Raw genomic sequence first — 17,812 nt, 5'->3', positions numbered from 1 at the left:
TCAGCCCAGCAATTCGGCGAGTGCCGGGATGATCCCGTGGCGCCACATCGCAGGGTCGTGGCCACCGGGCGTGCGGTGATTGGTGGTGGGAAAGCCGCGGCGTGTCAGGGCATCGGCCACTGCATCCACGTGTCGTTGCATGGGCGGCTCTTCTGCACCGCACGTCAGTACGATGCGTGCCAGACCGGAGCCACTGTGAGCCGCAGGATTTTCGAGTGAGGGGCCAGTGAGCTGTGCGGCAATGTCGCCTCCTGCGGGCCCGTCCGAGAGCGTGTCCGCGAGCTCTGCAGAACGGTCAGCGGACCACCAGACGGCAGGGGACTGGGCGATGGCTCCTTTGATTGCAGGCGTGGTTTCGGTGGAAGCCGTAAGAGCTGCGCGCAGGGCGGAGAGACCGCCGAAGCTTTGCCCCACCAGGACTATGTGGCTGCTGTTGATGATCGGCGGAAGCTCGGTGGCCAGTGCGCTGGCGAATGTTTGGGAGGTGTACTCCTCGCTGCGGTCTTTGGCTGCCGGCAGGAAGACGCGGTTGATCTGGGGGATAAGCCCTGCCGTGACTGCCCGGTCCAGTGCGCCCGTGAGGTCATGCAGATGGATCCAGTCATCGCCATCCAAAAACACCACGGTGGTATCCGCACCGCGGTCATCGAGGCGCGCGGTGCAGCGCCTGCCGAATACCTTCCGGTCGATGGACAGGCGTGCGCCGGGCAAGTCCGCGATGACTTCTGGGGAGCGAGGCGGCCAGAGTGTCTGGTCCACAGAATCGCCGCTCAATAGGCTCGCCTGTGGGCCTGCGCCGTGTGCGTTATGTGGATCGGGATATTTCAGCTCGCCGGATTGAAAGCTATAGGTCACTGCTGAGTGCGCCGGGATGCGCACATCGACGGTGGACATCGATTCGGTGAGCTCGACGTTCGAGCGGTAGGGGTCCGGGAAAACGAGGGCTTCCGCATCCGCGGGCACCGAGATTCGGTGAAGGGTGGTCACGTCCGGGGAGTCTGGCATGAAAATTGCGCCACTTTCATCATTGACTACATAGGTAAACCTAAGCTAACATCCCCTGCATGCGAGTTGCTGTTTTCGGCTATCAGTCGTGGGGACACCGGACGTTGTCTGCGGTCATCAATGCTGGTCATGAAGTAGTTTTGGTAGTTACGCACCCTGCCAGCGATCACCCTTATGAGCAAATGTGGGCAGACTCCGTTGAGGAGCTCGCCAGCGAACATGAGCTCCAGGTGTGTGTCACTGAGCGCGTGGGTCAAGACGTCATTGAGGCGTTGCGCGATGCTGCACCAGACATCATCGTGGCCAACAATTGGCGAACCTGGCTTCCTCCCGAGGTTTTCAGCCTGGCCAAGCACGGCGCATTGAATGTCCACGATGGTCTCCTGCCCGAGTACGCCGGATTTTCGCCCATCCTGTGGGCGCTGTTGAACCGGGAAACTCACGTGGGCGTCACTGTGCACGAGATGGATGAAGTGCTGGACGGCGGACCCATCGTTGCCCAGCGCGCGATCCCCGTGGGTCCGCAGGACACCACCACGGATCTCGTGGCCAAGACCATCGACCTCATCGAGCCCCTCGTGGAACGCGCATTGAGTGACGTCGCCCAAGGCACCGCCACTGCGCAACCTCAAGATCCCACCCGCGCTACGTACTTCCACAAGCGCGGCGAGCAGGAATCTCGCATAGATTTCACCCAACCTGCGGAAGATATCGCCTTGCTGGTCAGGGCGCAGTCCGACCCGTACCCCAATGCTTACTTTGAATTCCGAGGCCAGCGCGTCCGCGTGCTTTCCGCGCACGTCTCGCAGGGCCGCTTCGGCGGAACCCCCGGCCGAGTCACCATCCCTCACGAGGGAGGAATCGCGGTGGTCTGTGGATCGCCCCGTGCCAACGTGCCGGCGCCGGCGATTGTTCTGGATCGTGTTCGTCTCGACGACAACTCGGAACTGACCGCCACCGAATTCTTTGGACATAGGGCTGGATATATCCAACCAAAGGTTTGACCTTTCCCTTTTGTGTACGGGCCACGCCTCGCGCGGAAATCCGTCACCAGTAACAACGGAGAAAAATGACACTCAAGAAGATTCTCGTTAGCACCGCTGCTGTGCTGACCTTGGGCGCGGCACTGACCGCTTGCTCGACTGATGACCAGTCCGGAAATTCCGGGGACTCCCAGGCAGTCAACGCCGAGCAGGGCGCATTCCCCACCACCATCGAGCACCGCTACGGCTCCACCGAAATCAAGGAAGCCCCGCAGCGCGTGGTCTCCTTGGGCTACACGGATCAGGACGCACTGCTGGCGCTGGGAGTTACTCCTGTCTCCGTGAAGTACTGGGACGGAATGACCCCGGATGGTCAGGCTGCGGGCAACTGGTCCAATGACAAGATCGAGGGCGACACTCCTCGGATCGACAAGGACACAGAAGTCAACGCGGAAGCCATCGCCAAGGACAATCCAGACCTCATCGTGGCCGTGTACTCGGACATCGATGAAGACACGTACAAGAAGCTGTCTGAGATCGCCCCTGTCGTCGTACAAAAGGGCGAATACGAAGAACTACAGCAACCATGGGACGTGACCACGGAAGAGATCGGGCAGGCCGTGGGCAAGCCTGAAGAGGCAAAGCGCCAGGTGGAGCAGGTCAAGGAGAAGTTCGCAGAGCTCAAGGGCCGCCACCCAGAATGGGCCGAAAAGGAACTCGGCGTGGCCACTGTCTCCGACGAGAGCCTGGCTGTCTTTGCCGAGGGCGATCCGCGTAGCCGCTTCTTCACCGAGCTGGGATTCAAGATCAACCCGGCCTACGCGGGCATCACCAAGGACAAGTTCTACGGTGAGGTCTCCAAGGAAAACGCAGACCAGATCAACTCTGACGTGCTGGTGTGGGATCAACTGTCTTACTCTCCGAAGCAGAGCAAGGCTTCTGTGACCGAGGATCCGATCGTGGGCAAGCTGCCCGCCGTGAAGGACGGACACAGTGTCTACCTGGAAGGCGACCTGGAAAAGGCCTTCGGATGGCAGACCGTGCTGAGCCTGAACTACCTGCTGGACAAGATCGAGCAGCCGTTGGCAGACGCCACGAAGTAGTCTGAATCAACCGCCGAACCGCCCCGCATGAACGTGCTGGGGCGGTTTTGCTGTTGCTGGCTAGGGGACGGGCACTCACGGGGATAACGGATGCACGCTAGGGGCGAGCCTTGCCGACGAACCAATAAGGGCACCACAGGATGTTGTCCTTGTTGAGCTGCCAAGTCTTGATGGCGTGGGAGCGCACCACCTTGCAGAAATCCCCCTCCCCGGCGACCCACACATAGTCCACGTCTGGGTGGGGCTTGTGCTGTCGATTGCGCGAGGACTCAACGTCAATGTTGGCGAGATGCTCGGCGATGGCCTGCGCATAACCGTCAGAAGGTGCGGAGATCCGGGTGAGGCTGCTTAGACGGTTGCGCCAATCTTCCAGGTGGGGCTCTGAATCGGAATCGGTACTGGTGACCGCGATGACGTGCGTGGAAGCGAGCTGTTCGGGATAGAGCGTGGCGAGGTACTCTAGGATCGCGCGCATGGAAGGCAGGGAGGTGGGATCTGCCACCAGTAGTTGTGTGCGGTGCTCGCGATGCCACAGGCCTTGGCAAGTCCACAAGCCAGCAGGGTCGCCCGGCTGTGCGGACAAACACCACGAGAGCCCTGGGCCGGAGGTGGAGTGGACATCTTCCGCAGACACCCCGTGCGTAGCGACGTCAAACGCCAGCAAGCCGCGGGCTTTGTCGAGGTGGCGCACGGTGTACCACCGCAGGTTGGGCCGCACTTCGGGAGGCATTGCTGCCACGGCAGCCCGTATGTTCAGGCCCTCGATGGGTGTGGCGGCGAAGTCCTCCGGAGAACTAAAGGGCTGATTCGGTGGCGGCATCAGTAGACCGAAAAACTCATCCGGACCCGGGAAGGACATCTAACGATGAGCGAAAACTACACTCCACGCCTCAAGTCCGAGTACCGTGCAGAAATCCGCGAGAAGCTGAACTCTGAGTTCAACTACGACAACGTCATGCAGATCCCAGGCGTCACCAAGGTGGTCGTCAACATGGGTGTCGGCGACGCTGCTCGCGATTCCAAGCTGATCAATGGTGCGATCGAAGATCTCACCCTGATCACCGGTCAGAAGCCACAGATCCGCGTTGCGAAGAAGGCTATCGCTAACTTCAAGCTCCGCGAAGGCATGCCCATCGGCGCTCGCGTTACCCTGCGCGGCGACCGCAAGTGGGAGTTCCTGGACCGTCTGCTGACCGTCGCGCTGCCACGTATTCGTGACTTCCGCGGCCTGTCTGACCAGCAGTTCGACGGCCACGGTAACTACACCTTCGGCCTGAACGAGCAGTCCATGTTCTACGAAATCGACGTAGACAAGATTGACCGTCCACGCGGTATGAACATCACCGTGGTCACCACTGCGACCAACGATGATGAGGGACGCGCCCTGCTCCGCGAGCTGGGCTTCCCATTCAAGTCCAAGCAGGGACTCCGGCGAGTAATTCCCGCTTCTGTTTGAACGCCGGGCCTCTCGGCGACTTGGCTTAGAAAACCCGCACACTTCTTTGTTTGAACTGCTCCCCATTAGTTGGACTGAGAAATCAGTTATCGACTAGTGGGGAGTAGTTTTCGTTGAGAGCACGAAGTTCGCTGAGTGAGCATCAGCGCGAGCAGTTGGTTGAACTATTTGAGCAAGGCATGGGCTATAGAGCCGCTGCCATTGCTCTTGGTGTCTCCAGATACGCCGCCCGTATGCTCTATCGTCGGTTTACGCTGCATGGCAGGCTATGTCTTGTGGAGAAACCGACTAAGCAGCAGTATTCGTTCGAAATCAAGAAGGAAGTTGTCCAACGCCACCTTGCCGGTGAGACGGCGATGGATCTTGCGCGTGAGTTTGGCCTGTCATCAGACCAGCTAGTTAAAGGGTGGTCGTGGAAATGGCGTAAAGGTGGCGATGAGGCGCTAAAACCGAAGCCGAAGGGTAGGCCCAAAGGCTCGGTCGCACCGAAGCCGCTCTCGGAGGAAGAGAAGCTGCGTCGCCAGATCGCACGGTTGGAAGCGGAAAACGCCTACTTAAAAAAATTGCGGGACTTGAGGAACCAGGGACGCGCCTGAAAGTTCAGGCGATTGTCATCCTCAAGTCGCACCACCGCTTGGAGTACCTCTTGGATGCGGCGGGTATGCCACGGTCGACGTTCTTCTACCACCAGAAACGCCTGCGCGAGCCGGATAAGCACGCTGCGCTGAAGCAAGCAATCCGGGAAAGTTTCGAGCGTAATAAGCATCGCTACGGTTACCGGCGGGTGCTGCTGGACCTGCGCAACCAGGGCTGGGTGGTCAACCACAAACTTGTCTTCAAGCTCATGCGCGAGATGGGACTTCGAGCCAAGGTCCGCCAGCGCAGGCCCTATGTTTCCTACGCTGGGACGATCAGCCACATCGCTGACAACAAACTTGACCGCAAGTTCACTCCGGACAAGCCCAACACCTTCTTTGTCAGCGACGTCACCGAGTTCAGGGTCGCAGGCAGCAAGGTATATCTGTCCCCGGTGATGGATCTGTTCGACCGCTCAATCGTTGCCCACAGCGTGGCTACATCGCCGTCGACAGCATTTACCGCCGCTTCTTTGACCAACGCAATCGTAAATTGTGCACCTGAACCCGGGTGGATGATGCACACCGATCAAGGCTTTCAGTACCAGCATGCCTCCTGGCGTGACCTGATCGGCGATAACGGTGGTGTTCAGTCGATGTCGCGTAAAGCCAACTGTTACGACAACGCGGTCATGGAGAATTTCTTCGGGCACTTGAAAGCCGAGATGTACCACGGAGAAATCTTCGACACCGTCGCAGAGTTCAACCAGGCGATCGACGAGTACATCCAGTGGTACAACACCGAACGCATCCAACAACGACTCAAGGGCCTGACCCCGATGCAATATCGAAATCAGACCCTTGAAGCCCTAACCGCCTAGAGTTAAACCAGTCCAACTTTCGGGGGCCAGTTCAGTTGAAGTTGGTGCGGGTTTTTCTGTGCAATGCCTGCGTTTCATGCTGACTATCTATGAACCAGGCGCAATCGGGCACGCCTGCCTGTATTCCGGTCAGAAACCGGGGTAAGAATAGACCAGTTGTTTTCTAGAAGGGATTCCCTGTGCACTTAAGCGACCTCATGGACGCCACCACCCTGCTCCAGAACTTTGGCGGCTGGGCGCTCGGCGGCATTGCGCTGATTATCTTTATTGAATCCGGCGTGCTCTTCCCGTTCCTCCCCGGCGATTCCATGCTGGTCACCGCGGCAATCTTGCGCGATCAGCTGGGCTTGAACGTTCCGATTCTGGTGGGCGTGGCCATCGTCGCGGCGTTCTTGGGCGACCAGGTAGGTTTCTGGCTCGGCCACCGCTTTGGCCGCAAGTTGTTTAAGCCCGACGCCAAGATCCTCATAACCGAGCACCTCGAACAAGCCGAGGCTTTCTTCCTGAAGTACGGGCCGTTGGCTCTGGTACTGGGGCGCTTCATCCCGATCGTGCGTACCTACATTCCCGTGGCCGCTGGTACCGCGGAGATGCCGTACAAGAAGTTCGTGGGATGGAACGTCACGGGTGCAGTGCTGTGGATTGTCAGCATGGTCGGCATTGGCGTGCTGCTGGGGGATATCCCGGGCATTGCGGATCGCATCGACATGATCGCCATCGTCATCGTGCTGGTGTCTGTGACTCCGGTGGTGATTTCCGCGATGATCAACTGGCGGAAGTCCAAGAAGACTCCCGCCCAGGAGCTGATGGAGGACTAAGCCCTGATCGTCACTTGGGGACGATCAGCGGACCGCCGGTGACAGGATCCTCGATGACTAGCGCGTTGAGGGCAAACGCCTCGAGCAGTAGCTCTGGGGTAATGACCTCGCTGGGACGCCCGGTGGCGAGGACCTGTCCATCCTTCATCACCACGAGATTATCGCTGTAGCGTACAGCCAAGTTGAGATCGTGCAGCACCATCACCACAGTCCGATCCAGCTCTCGGCGTAGACGCTGCACCAGCTCCAAAATCTCTACCGACGTGGCCAGATCCAGGTAGGTGGTGGGCTCGTCCAGGAACAGGATGTCCGTGTTCTGCGCAAGAACCATGGAGATCCACACACGCTGCCGCTGCCCTCCGGACAGAGAATCCAGGGTGCGCTCCGCCAGCCCCATCGAGCCAGTCATTTCCAGCGCCTTGTGCACCTCGGCTTCGTCCGTGGACGACCACTGACGGATCCACGATTGGTGTGGGTGCCGACCGCGCGAGACGAGATCAGCCACGTTGAGTCCCTCCGGGGCGGTAGGGGTTTGTGGCAGCACGCTGATGGTCCGTGCGAGGTCCTTGCGCCTGATGGATGAGATATCGGCGCCGTCTAACAGCACTTCGCCCTCATTCGCCGGAAGGAGACGAGACATGGCTCGCAACAACGTGGATTTGCCGCAGCCATTGGGGCCGATGATTGTGGTGATCTGCCCGCGAGGAAAGTCCACGTCCAAGCCTTCGATGACCGTCCGGTCGCCGTAGCCCACGGCGAGGCCGCGTGCGCTCATGCTGTGCTTCTGAGTCATGTGTCCTTCTTTGTTCGCGGCACTGCTAACTTCCAGGGTGGGATCTTTTCTCATGCCGTGGTTGACCTATTCCGTTGGACCAGCAAATAAATAAGGAACGCACCGCCGATTGCCGAGGTGAGAATGCCCACCGGCAGCTCTACGGGCAGAAGAGTTTGGGTGCTGATATCTGCCAGCAGGAGTAGCGCAGCGCCGGTCAGCGCAGAGGCCAGAAGCGGTGGTGCAGAGCAGTTGCACAAGCGCAGCGCCACCTGTGGGGCCACGAAGGCGACGAACCCGATGGGGCCAGCGGCCGAGACCGCCACTGCTGCCAAAGCCACGGCAGCGGCGAGCAGAAGCACCTGCACACCCTGGACGTTTTGTCCCAAAGCCCGTGCAGTATCCGAGCCCAGCAAGGTGGCTAAAAGTTGGTGACCAATCCAGGCCAGCAGCGGTGTAAACACCAACACAACAATGGCGATGGGCCACATCTTGGACCAGTCCGCAGTGCTCAGGGAGCCAGTAAGCCAGAACTGCGCGGCCGCGGCATCGCGCAACTCCGTGCGGATCATCAGGAAGTTGATATACGAGGTCAACAGAGCAGAGATGATGATGCCGAACAGCACTAGCCGGAAGGAATCAGTCGATCTCCTCCACGCCAGAGCCCACATCACCGTTGCGGTGACAGCCGCACCAAGCACCGCGGCCAAGGGAATGCCGATGCTGCTGAGCCAGCCGAGGAAACCACCAGCGCCACCACCCAGAGTGATGACGGTGACCGCGGCCGCGGACGCGCCCGTAGTGAAGCCCAAGATATCCGGGCTGGCCAGCGCATTGCGAGTCACGGACTGAGTGAGGGCTCCGGATAATCCCAGCGCACAGCCCACCAGAATGGCCGTCAGCGCACGAGGCATGCGCCAATCCAAAACCACCAGACGCTCAATGCGGGTGCCCTGGCCGGTGAACAGCACCTCCAGCACACGAGCCGGGGACACAGGATAGTCACCCAGGCCGATGGAGACCGCCGCTAGCAAGACGATCGCCACGAGCAGCAATAGAGACACCGTCAACGCGCGAGGGCGCCAGACCACAGAAAATGAGCCCACGCGGAATGGCGGGCGCCCAGGGATAGTGGAAGAGGTAGGGCGGGCAAGGAGGGAACTCATTAAATGGCCACCACCCGGCGTCGATAAATAAGGGCGATGAAGAACGGCGCGCCCACGAACGCGAGGATGATGCCTACTTGCAACTCGCCCGGACGAGCGATCAGACGGCCCACCACGTCTGCGAACAGCATCATCACCGCACCCGTCAGGGCAGAGTAAGGGAGGATCCAGCGGTAATCAGGGCCCGTGATGGCGCGCACGAGGTGCGGGACCACCAGGCCGATGAAGGTGATGGGGCCGGCGGCAGCTGTCGCGGCACCGGCCAGCAGTGCGATCAGAGCCATGCCAATCAGGCGGGCGCGCTGGGTGTTGATGCCCAGTCCGGAGGCGATGTCATCGCCCAGATTCAGGAGGTTTAGCTGCGGTGCCGTGATGAACGCCAGCAGGAGGCCCACCAGGATAAACGGCAGCACGCCGTAGAACACGGTGAGATCCCGGCCCGCGATGGAGCCGACGGTCCAGAAGCGCATGCGATCCAGATTGGCATCGTCAGTGAGGATAAAACCGCTGATGATGGCGCTGAGGACCGCGGACAAAGCCGCGCCGCCGAGGACCAGCGTCATTGGATTGGCCTGTCCTCCTCCTATGGACGCCAAACTAAACACCAACGCAGTAGCAGCGATGGCCCCACCGAACGCCCACATGCTGGTAGCCCACACGGGCGTCACACCCAGCAAGGAGAAGCTGGCAACCACGGCCAGGGACGCACCGTAGTTGATGCCGAGAATGCCCGTGTCCGCGAGAGGGTTGCGCGTGTGCCCTTGGATCAATGCACCGGAGGCGCCAAGGGCAGCACCGGCGACTAGGCCCAACAGGGTGCGGGGAATGCGGAGCTCGACGATCACGCGCTGATCCACATTCAGCCCCTCCGCGTGGCCGAACGCCGTGCCGAGATCGCGGAACACGGCGGACACTTCTCCAAAAGGGATCTGCCGTGATCCAAACACGATGCTGGCAACGATGCTGGCGAGCAATAGGAGGAAAAGGACGCCGAGGCCGACGAGGCGACGCGGGATTTTACCTGATGGAGCGCTGGCAGAAGCGTCCGCAGTAGCGTCCGCGCGAGACCCCAGGTGTGATTGAGAAGGGGATTGCGCATGCGGGGTAGAGATAGCCATGCATCCCTCCTTGACGCGTGAAAGTCCATGATCTTAACGTGAGCAAGCTTATATGAACAAGGTAAGCCTAATCAAAGTCCTACAAGGAGGGATTGTGGAGCTGTGCAGGTGAGTGTGTGAGTCATGGATATGGCTGGCGGGATCGGCTCTGAGTGGCGCCGACCCTACACCTCAGCTCCAAGCTTGTGAGCAGGGATTTGGACATGTTTTAGCTGGTTGCTAGGCTGGTCAGGTCTTGCCGTAGGTAGGTACCCCCATGTTCTTTTTTCGACGCCATCGCGTCAAAATCCCGGGAATGCCACATGACCTGCGGAAAGAGTCTCCCGCTACAAGGGAGAAAAACTGTACATCCACTTTGTGGGTTAAGTAAAGAAAAGTGTGTCTTTTCCGGGCGTGTTGCGGTTATTTGATCCAGCCTTTTTGGATGCCGAGGTTGTGTTGGTAGCTGGTGTCGATGGCGGTGTCGTATTCTGCTGGTGCACCGATGTCATTGGTAGTGGCTGTGGTGTTGTGGGTGATCAGGTCTGTTGCTGTGGAAAGTGCGTCTTGACCCCATCGTTGGTCCCTGGCGATCTTGACCGGATCGTCAGGGACTTCTGTATGTAGATACAGCCACCAATCCATCACTGTGCGTTGATGCGGTAGTGATAGTCCGCGGTGTCTGCGGGCTAGTTCTTTTATGGGGGCGTTGATGCCACCTTCGAGGCTGTTTGTTGTTGCTGCAAGGTTGTCGGGGTCGATGGTTGTTGGTGGGGGTTGCAGGTAGGTAAACAGCAGGTCTCTGCGGTGCAGAGATAGCAATGATTGATAGGCCGCTCGGACGCGTTGGTGGGTGTAGACCTTGGTGTAGGCGCCGGTAACGGGGTCTTTGGTGGTGGTTTTCTCGTTCATCCATTCCCGGTAGGTGTGGTCGAATTCGTGCAGGTGGGCGACCCATGTGGATGCTTGGTCAAGGTCGGTGATGCGAGTGAGTTTCAGGGCTAGGCGGTAGAGGGTTTTGCCGGCATCGGTGCGGGGGTTGCTGGTGGTGTGGCGGCGGACTGTTCGTTGGGCGTGGACGAGGCAGCGTTGGATGCGTGTTGTTGGCCAGCAGTGGTGGATGGCTGATTGGGCACCTTGTCCGCCGTCTGTGACTGCGATTAGTGGTGCGGCAATGGGGCGTAGGAGTTCGGTGTAGGCGGCGGTGGTTTCGTGTCTGGCCCAGGTCCAGTTGATGACGTGGGTTTTACTGGCTGCGATCAGGAGGCATCCGGACTTTAGATAGGTCGCGTCGAGGAAGATTTGGTCATGGATGCGGAATGGGTCGATGGTGGGTGTGGGGATGATCCACCAGCACCATCGGAATCGGTGGTGCATGGTTTGCCTGGTTACGCCATGGTGTGCGGCGAAGGTGGTTAGAGATTGGGTGAAGTGTCCTGGGTTTAGTTCCGATCATTTCTAGAGAAGGATTGGAATCATGCCAAGGAAGTACAGTGACGAGTTCAAGGCCAAGGCAGTGCGTTTGGCTGAGGACCTCGTTGAGCTCGAAGGGTGTTCGAAATGGGGTGCAGCCGTAGAGATCGGTGAAAAGCTCGGCATTCCAGCGCACACGCTCAACGATTGGCTGAAGCCGAATATGGTCTCATCCGATGTTGAGATTGGCGCCGGCGAGTCAACGGCTGACGAACTGAAGCGGCTGCGGAAAGAGATTAAGGAGCTACGCAGGGCTAATGAGATCTTGAAAACCGCGTCAGCTTTTTTCGCGGCGGAACTCGACCGTCCCACCAGAAGATGATCGAATACATCGATGCGTATCGCGATCGCTTCGGGGTCGAGGCTATCTGTCGCACATTGAAAGAGACAGAATGTGGGTTCATCACCTCTCGCGGTTACCGAGCAGCGAAAACACGAGCACCGTCGGCGAGAAGTTTGTCAGATGCGCTGCTTATTCCTGAATTGGTGAGGGTCTACGAGGACAACTTCAGCGTCTACGGGATCCGCAAGATGTGGAAGGCCATGCAGCGCGCCGGCTGGAACATCGGTCGTGATCAGACCGCGCGTTTGATGAAGCAAGCTGGCATTTACGGCCGCAGGCGTGGCCGCACACCGATGACAACGCTTCGGGCCAACGTGCCAGATTGCCGCCCTGACCTGGTCAACCGTGATTTCACTGCCCCCGCACCGCACCGGTTGTGGGTCGCTGACATTACCTATGTACGCACCTTGTCTGGTTTTGCCTACACCGCGTTTATCACCGATGTGTACTCCAGAAAGATCGTCGGTGTCGCGACCCGGGCGAGCATGCGTACCGATGAACTGCCGCTGGAGGCCTTTGAGCACGCCCTGTATCACGCTGGTGATCTTCGCTCAGAAGGGCTTGTCCACCACAGTGACCGCGGCTCGCAGTATGTGTCGATCCGTTACGGTGAAGCGCTCGCCCAGGCCGGTATCGATCCGTCTGTCGGCACCGTTGGCGACTCCTATGACAACGCGTTGGCTGAAACGGTCAACGGGCTCTACAAAACAGAGCTGATTTATCCCCACCGGCCGTGGGCATCGGTCGGTGAAGTCGAGATTGCCACCCTTCGCTGGGTGCACTGGTGGAACAACCAGCGACTTCATCAATCCCTAGGATATATCACTCCACAGGAGATGGAGGACGCTTACTATCAACGATCAGGCGCTCAAACGTTGGGCGTTAAATAAGCGGAACGAAAACCAGGACGCTTCAGGGTGCCGGTGGCCCATTGGATGAACAAAGCCATGGTGGCGGTGTTTTTGTTGTGGGTTTGGGTGTTGCGGGTAAAGGAGTGTCCGCAGTGGGTGCAGCGCCAACGGGTGGTTGATTTGCTGGTGGTGCCGTTTTTCTTTGTGTTGTTGCCGCATAGTGGGCAGCTGGGGCGGTTGGTGGTCATCCTTTAATCCAACCGGTGTGCGGTTAGCACAAATGTGGCCGGAGGTGCGGGATGGTGTGGGTAATAGCTTTCGGGGAGCTATTCTTTGGTGATTTGTGGTGTGTGGTCTGGGGTTATGGTGGCATGCGGACACACTTTTCTTTACTTAACCCGCACCTCCGAGCACTGTCACGAGCTGCTGACGCTGCTCATCGCTGAGCTTCGGTGCAGCATCAACGACAGCATCAACAAAGTTGTCAAACATATGTGGCGACGGCACACGCGCAGCATCGAGATAGAGGTCGAGATCTTCCTGGCTGACGCGGTAGGCAGAACCGAAACGGTGAACGGCAAGTCGGCCTTCTTTAATGGCCTTACGCAGTAGAGACTCCGAGCCGAGGCCAAGTTCGTTGAGTTCTTGCAGAGAGTAGAAGCGACGTTCAATAGTCGGGGTAGCGGTGTCTTGTGCAGACATAATAAAACGCTCCTGAGCAGTGTTAACTACCCGGAGCGGGGTGCTTTTCCGGCTATATTCAGGCGGCGTGGAGAGCCGTGCATAACTCGCTAGAACGGTGGTCAGCCGATCCATTGCTTTACCAGAGCGCTAACTCTGTACCTGACCGCTTTTGTGGCCGGTAATGCCGTTACCAGCCGGTCAATCTCGTTGGAGGAACCGTGCTTATCTCGGTCGAGATGCTATCTTTTTACGTCATATCCTCGGAGTTATCCCTTGTCCGTGGCTAGCAAGACCAGAAAGTATGGAACGTCACCACGTGCAATCTGCTGTACATCTTACAGCAGTAACGCGACCCGCACAATACCTTTTGTAACTAACAATTCACAACGCGGTTCAACGCAGTCCTGCAGTCTGTGTGCGGTAACCATACGGTGAGTGTCAATACATCCGTACCTCAAATGGCAATGAGCAGCCTGTGCGCCAAATAGGTAGTTTGCAAAAGGTCGCCCGCTGGATCAGGGTGCCGCCCTATTGAAAAATAATGGAAAAAAATGATTAATGGGTATATACCAACCTTTCATTTTTTTCTACTTTTATCAGTGCCTTAGGTTCAGAACTGTGGAGAGGCCGTTCGGCGAATACCCCCTGTTTGCCGCACACAGTGGTAATTAGCTACTTACCTCGCAACCGTTCTACTTCCCTCATATGCTTGCCGCGCACAGTAGTTATCGCTGTCGTACGGTAACTGCGTTGGATGGATGGTACCCACAACCCATGTTCGTTTAAGTCGGAGCTGTTGAGAACGCTCGTCGCTGCGCTCGCCGCCACGCACTCGCCGGACGAGCTCAACCTGGTGCTCGTGGATTTCAAAGGTGGCGCGACCTTCCTCGGGTGCGAGGGCCTGCCGCACACGTCGGCGGTGATCACCAACCTGGAGGACGAGGCGTTCCTGGTGGAGCGCATGTTTGACGCGATCTCCGGCGAGATGAACCGCCGCCAGGAGCTGCTGCGCGCAGCCGGGAATTTCGCCAACATCACCGACTACAACGATGCCCGCTCCAGCACCCGCCCGGACTTGGATCCGCTGCCGTCGCTGCTCATCGTGGTCGACGAGTTTTCCGAGCTGCTCGGCCAGCACCCGAATTTCGCGGACCTCTTCGTCGCGGTCGGCAGGCTGGGAAGGTCTCTGGGGGTGCACCTCCTGCTCGCCTCGCAGCGCCTGGAGGAGGGGAAGCTGCGCGGTTTGGATTCGCACCTGTCGTACCGCATCGGCCTGCGGACATTCTCGGCCGCGGAATCACGCCAGGTTCTCGGTGTCCCGGACGCGTACGAGCTACCGGCGGATCCGGGGGCGGGCTATATCAAGGCGGCATCGACGCAGCTCACGCGGTTCAAAGCGTCGTATGTCTCGGGGCCGCTCATGCGTCCGGCCGAGGCGCAGTCACCGCGCCACGCGCCGCAGGTCCGCCTCTTCAAAGGCTGGGATGTCATCGACGCACCATCAGCCGCGGCCGTGCCGGACCCGTCGACGACGCTGCTCGCGGAAGTCGTCGCCGCAGCCAAGACGACGGCGGCGGCGCGCGGCCAGAAAGCGCACACCGTGTGGCTCCCGCCGTTGCCGCCGCGCGTGGACCTGCCCGCCGTGTGCGAAGACGCAGGAGAGATCAAGGCGAGCATCGGGCTTATCGACGACCCCTACCACCAGCGCCAGCACCCCCTCCTCGTCGACCTGGGTGTCTCCGGCGGCCATGTGGCCCTGGCTGGCGGCCCGCAGACAGGCAAGTCGATGGCGGTGCGCACCATCATTTCCTCGCTCGCGGCGACGCACACCACGGACCAGCTCGGCTTTTATGTCATCGACGCTGGCGGCGGGGACTCGGAGGTGCTGGAGTCCCTGCCCCATGTGGCGGGCGTGGCTGCGCGCACGGACGGGGAGAAGGTGAGAAGGGTGGTGGATGAGGTGCTGGGGATCGTCGATAAGCGCCGTGCGTTCCCCGCGCGGACCGTGCTGGTCGTGGACGGCTGGCACTCGCTCGTCGCGAACGACTCGAAGCTCGAGGACGTGAAGGATGCGCTGGCCACGATCGCGGCGGAGGGGCCCGCCGCCGGTGTGCACATGGTGGTGACCACGCAGCGGTGGAACGCGATCCGGCCGAATGTGCGCGATCTCATTGGCACACGCCTGGAGCTGAAGCTGACGGAACCTATGGATTCACTGCTGGACCGGAAACTGCAGGAGAAGCTGCCCGCCGCGCCGGGCCGCGGCATCACCGCCGGCGGGAAGAGCATGCTCATCGCCGCGACGGCGAAGGAAGACATCGCGCACATCGCGGCGCAGGCGGCGGGGCAGACACCGGTGCCGCGGCTGAAGGTCCTGCCGGAACGTGTGGCGGTGGACGAGCTCGCCGCCGTGGTTCCGGAGGCGCGGCGCGGGCGCATCGTGCTCGGCATCGGCGGCCGCGACGTGGAGCCGATCACCCTCGACCGCCAGCATCTCCTCGCGGTGGGGGCTTCCGGTTCCGGCAAGTCGACGCTGGTCAACACTGTGGTCGCGACGCTGGCGCGCATGCCACGGGAACAGAGCCGCATGGTCGTCATCGATCCGCGCCGCGCCCACCTCAGGTGCGCGGACCACCCGATGGTGGCGGCGTACGGCGGTTCCACGGACGCTGCGAAGGCGGCGCTCGCGGACACCGCGACGACGCTCACCGCCCGTCTCCCCGGACCCGACACCACCGCCGAGCAGCTCGCCGCGCGCAACTGGTGGCAGGGCCCGGACATCTACGTCGTCATCGACGACCTCGAGCTCGTCGGCGAGGACAACCTGCGCCCATTGCTGCCGCTCATCCCGCACGCGCACGACATCGGCCTGCACATCATCGCGGCCCGCAAATTCGGCGGCACCGGCCGCGCCCTTCTCGGGCCCTTCCTTAGTTCGCTCAAAGACCAGCTCCCGGATGTGGTGCTCATGTCCGGCACGAAAGAAGAAGGCGCCCTCTTCGGTGTCCGTCCCATGCCGCTGCGCCCGGGCCGCGGCGTTCTCGTGCGCGACAACGAGCAGTTCGGCCCGATCCACATCGCGGAAAGCCCGCTTATCGACGTTCCCCGCCACCCCACACCCGCAACCCCGGAGGAGACCCCATGACCGCAACAGATGTAGCCGCCCTGCTCACCGTCACCGTCGACGACGAGAGCACCATTTTCAGCGGCCTGGCCAATGTGCACCGCTACGACCAGCCGACACCCGCCGACATCGTCTCCTACGTCCGCAGCGTGCTCGGGGACGACCCCCAGTGGGCACCGGTCCACCTGGTCGCCGATGAATCCACGCTCGCACAGCTCATCGAGGCATTCGGGGACTACGAAGTGGAGCTGAGCTGCGAGACAGCGCCCGGTGGCGAGGTAGAGGAACCTGCGGACACTCACCCCGCCACAAGCGAGTGGGAGGAAATCGCCGACATCCCCGTGCGCCGCCCCGTGCTGGAGCCGCGTGCGGAACGCTTCGGCAGATCCGGCTACATGCTCATCGGCGCAGTCGCGCTCGTGGTGCTCCTATGCGCCGCCGCCATCTGGTTCGTGGCAGGGCGGGGCAGCGGGGAAGAGCGCACGGAGGCTACGGCGCAAGCAGAAGCAGAAGCCCCGGCAGCCGCTCCGGCGCCTCCCGTCGAAGCGGAAGAACCTTCGGAGGAAGAACAGCCCTCCCTGCCAGAACCGCAGAAAGTCGTCCTTGAGCAGGACGGACTGAGCGTGGAATTGCCCGCCGGATTCCATCTGGAGCCCGACGGGGACATGTGGCGCGCAACCGGCCCCGACCCGGACTTCCGGCTGCAACTCGCGGTGGACCCGCTCTACGGCGTCGCGCCCGACGCAGTCATGCGGCAGGTGGAAAAAGACATCGAGAACAACCCGGAGCTGCGCCACACCGGCGGTGGCGACGACGGCAACTCCGTCACCTACGAGCACGACCTTCCCGACGGATCGCACGCCCTCTGGCGGACATGGACCGACCGCGACGTGCAGATCTCCATCGGCTGCCACACCCGGACTGCACCCACCACCGTCCAGTTGGCCGCCTGCACCATGGCCAATGAATCCGCCCGCTTCACCCCGCCCGAGTAGAAAAACAAGAAAAATCCGGTCCGCAGGGAACCGAAGCGGGGAAAGAGCAGTCCAATAAAGGTGGAAAGGCCACGAACGGCTCGCGCCGCGTGCCCCGTCCATTTACAAGCACAGACAACACTATCGGGGGAGGAAACATGAGCAACGCTCATTTCCGTACAGAAGCCGACGTTATGCGTAACGCGGCGAACAAGGTAGACGACACCAACGACTCGGTGAACGCCGAGCTCAACCGCCTGCAGGATGTCGCGCAGTCCACGCGCGACTACTGGTCCGGCAGCGCCCAGGCCAGCTTCGACGATCTGATGACGCGCTTCGACGACGCAGAGCGGCGTCTCGGGGAAGCACTCACCGACATCGCGACGAATATCCGTGACAACGCCGGCAACTTCGAGGACGTTGAGGCGGCGAACTCCGATGCATTCGCCACCATCGCGCCGGCCGGTGGGCTGGCCCTCTAAAGCAGAAATTCAGCACAAGCAGAAC

General features: G+C 60.4%; 14 protein-coding genes and 3 pseudogenes. 9 read left to right on the top strand and 8 right to left on the bottom strand.

What is annotated here, in order from left to right; all coding sequences use genetic code 11:
- Positions 1 to 987 (bottom strand): esterase family protein, encoded by a 987-nt coding sequence (locus QYR03_RS06330; RefSeq protein WP_224784305.1) that lies wholly within the window; start codon positions 985 to 987, stop codon positions 1 to 3.
- 77 nt (positions 988 to 1,064) lie between these two features.
- Here QYR03_RS06330 and QYR03_RS06325 point away from each other — a divergent pair, with 77 nt between their 5' ends.
- Complete coding sequence (locus tag QYR03_RS06325; RefSeq protein WP_005325328.1) at positions 1,065 to 2,009, top strand: methionyl-tRNA formyltransferase; 945 nt, start codon at positions 1,065 to 1,067, stop codon at positions 2,007 to 2,009.
- 65 nt (positions 2,010 to 2,074) lie between these two features.
- Positions 2,075 to 3,091 carry an iron-siderophore ABC transporter substrate-binding protein gene (locus QYR03_RS06320; protein WP_005291893.1) on the top strand — a complete coding sequence of 339 codons (1,017 nt, stop codon included), beginning with the start codon at positions 2,075 to 2,077 and terminating at the stop codon, positions 3,089 to 3,091.
- 97 nt (positions 3,092 to 3,188) lie between these two features.
- Here the strand turns inward: QYR03_RS06320 and QYR03_RS06315 are convergent, their stop codons facing one another.
- The gene (locus QYR03_RS06315; RefSeq protein WP_141750574.1) at positions 3,189 to 3,911 is read right to left on the bottom strand and encodes a siderophore-interacting protein; all 723 of its coding nucleotides are present in this window, start codon (positions 3,909 to 3,911) and stop codon (positions 3,189 to 3,191) included.
- A gap of 45 nt (positions 3,912 to 3,956) precedes the next feature.
- Here QYR03_RS06315 and rplE point away from each other — a divergent pair, with 45 nt between their 5' ends.
- From rplE to QYR03_RS06300, 3 genes and pseudogenes are all read left to right on the top strand, one after another.
- Positions 3,957 to 4,547 carry a 50S ribosomal protein L5 gene (gene rplE / locus QYR03_RS06310; protein WP_096883488.1) on the top strand — a complete coding sequence of 197 codons (591 nt, stop codon included), beginning with the start codon at positions 3,957 to 3,959 and terminating at the stop codon, positions 4,545 to 4,547.
- A gap of 258 nt (positions 4,548 to 4,805) precedes the next feature.
- Positions 4,806 to 6,003: pseudogene (locus QYR03_RS06305) on the top strand (IS3 family transposase); the annotation flags it as partial.
- A gap of 179 nt (positions 6,004 to 6,182) precedes the next feature.
- Positions 6,183 to 6,821, top strand: coding sequence for a DedA family protein (locus QYR03_RS06300; protein ID WP_005325329.1), 639 nt, complete (start codon positions 6,183 to 6,185; stop codon positions 6,819 to 6,821).
- A gap of 10 nt (positions 6,822 to 6,831) precedes the next feature.
- Here QYR03_RS06300 and QYR03_RS06295 read toward each other — a convergent pair whose 3' ends face one another.
- The 4 genes and pseudogenes from QYR03_RS06295 to QYR03_RS06280 all read right to left on the bottom strand — a co-directional run.
- Positions 6,832 to 7,614, bottom strand: coding sequence for an ABC transporter ATP-binding protein (locus QYR03_RS06295; RefSeq protein ID WP_019176090.1), 783 nt, complete (start codon positions 7,612 to 7,614; stop codon positions 6,832 to 6,834).
- Positions 7,615 to 7,664: 50 nt separating this feature from the next.
- A complete protein-coding gene (locus QYR03_RS06290; protein ID WP_005325330.1) occupies positions 7,665 to 8,759 on the bottom strand; it encodes an iron chelate uptake ABC transporter family permease subunit in 1,095 nt (364 codons plus the stop codon).
- The gene (locus QYR03_RS06285) at positions 8,759 to 9,877 is read right to left on the bottom strand and encodes an iron ABC transporter permease (protein WP_019176088.1); all 1,119 of its coding nucleotides are present in this window, start codon (positions 9,875 to 9,877) and stop codon (positions 8,759 to 8,761) included. Before QYR03_RS06285 ends, QYR03_RS06290 begins: the two co-directional genes overlap by 1 nt.
- A 402-nt stretch (positions 9,878 to 10,279) precedes the next feature.
- Positions 10,280 to 11,251, bottom strand: a pseudogene (locus QYR03_RS06280) (IS256-like element IS3503 family transposase); the annotation flags it as partial.
- An 82-nt stretch (positions 11,252 to 11,333) separates the two neighbouring features.
- Here QYR03_RS06280 and QYR03_RS06275 point away from each other — a divergent pair.
- A protein-coding gene (locus tag QYR03_RS06275; RefSeq protein ID WP_301978463.1) for an IS3 family transposase occupies positions 11,334 to 12,562 on the top strand; the annotation gives its coding sequence in 2 pieces (ribosomal slippage) (positions 11,334 to 11,607 and positions 11,607 to 12,562; 1,230 coding nt in all).
- On the opposite strand, the gene QYR03_RS06270 is transcribed toward QYR03_RS06275, so the two are convergent.
- Both QYR03_RS06270 and QYR03_RS06265 read right to left on the bottom strand, forming a co-directional pair.
- Positions 12,541 to 12,771, bottom strand: coding sequence for a hypothetical protein (locus tag QYR03_RS06270; RefSeq protein ID WP_301713395.1), 231 nt, complete (start codon positions 12,769 to 12,771; stop codon positions 12,541 to 12,543). The genes QYR03_RS06275 and QYR03_RS06270 overlap by 22 nt on opposite strands.
- Positions 12,772 to 12,916: 145 nt before the next feature.
- The gene (locus tag QYR03_RS06265; protein ID WP_301713392.1) at positions 12,917 to 13,225 is read right to left on the bottom strand and encodes a helix-turn-helix domain-containing protein; all 309 of its coding nucleotides are present in this window, start codon (positions 13,223 to 13,225) and stop codon (positions 12,917 to 12,919) included.
- A gap of 766 nt (positions 13,226 to 13,991) precedes the next feature.
- Between QYR03_RS06265 and eccCb the strand changes: the two are divergent.
- The 3 genes and pseudogenes from eccCb to QYR03_RS06250 form a co-directional block, all read left to right on the top strand.
- Positions 13,992 to 16,352, top strand: a pseudogene (gene eccCb / locus QYR03_RS06260) (type VII secretion protein EccCb); the annotation flags it as partial.
- Entirely contained in the window at positions 16,349 to 17,326 is a 978-nt protein-coding gene (locus tag QYR03_RS06255) for a type VII secretion-associated protein (protein WP_259850006.1), read from the top strand. The pseudogene eccCb and the gene QYR03_RS06255, both read left to right, overlap by 4 nt.
- 137 nt (positions 17,327 to 17,463) lie before the next feature.
- A complete protein-coding gene (locus tag QYR03_RS06250) occupies positions 17,464 to 17,787 on the top strand; it encodes a WXG100 family type VII secretion target (RefSeq protein WP_259850004.1) in 324 nt (107 codons plus the stop codon).
- Positions 17,788 to 17,812 lie beyond the last annotated feature (25 nt).

The sequence above is a fragment of the Corynebacterium sp. P4-C1 genome, assembly GCF_030503595.1.
GTDB lineage: Bacteria > Actinomycetota > Actinomycetes > Mycobacteriales > Mycobacteriaceae > Corynebacterium.
This window is presented reverse-complemented; position numbering and strand designations above follow the sequence as displayed.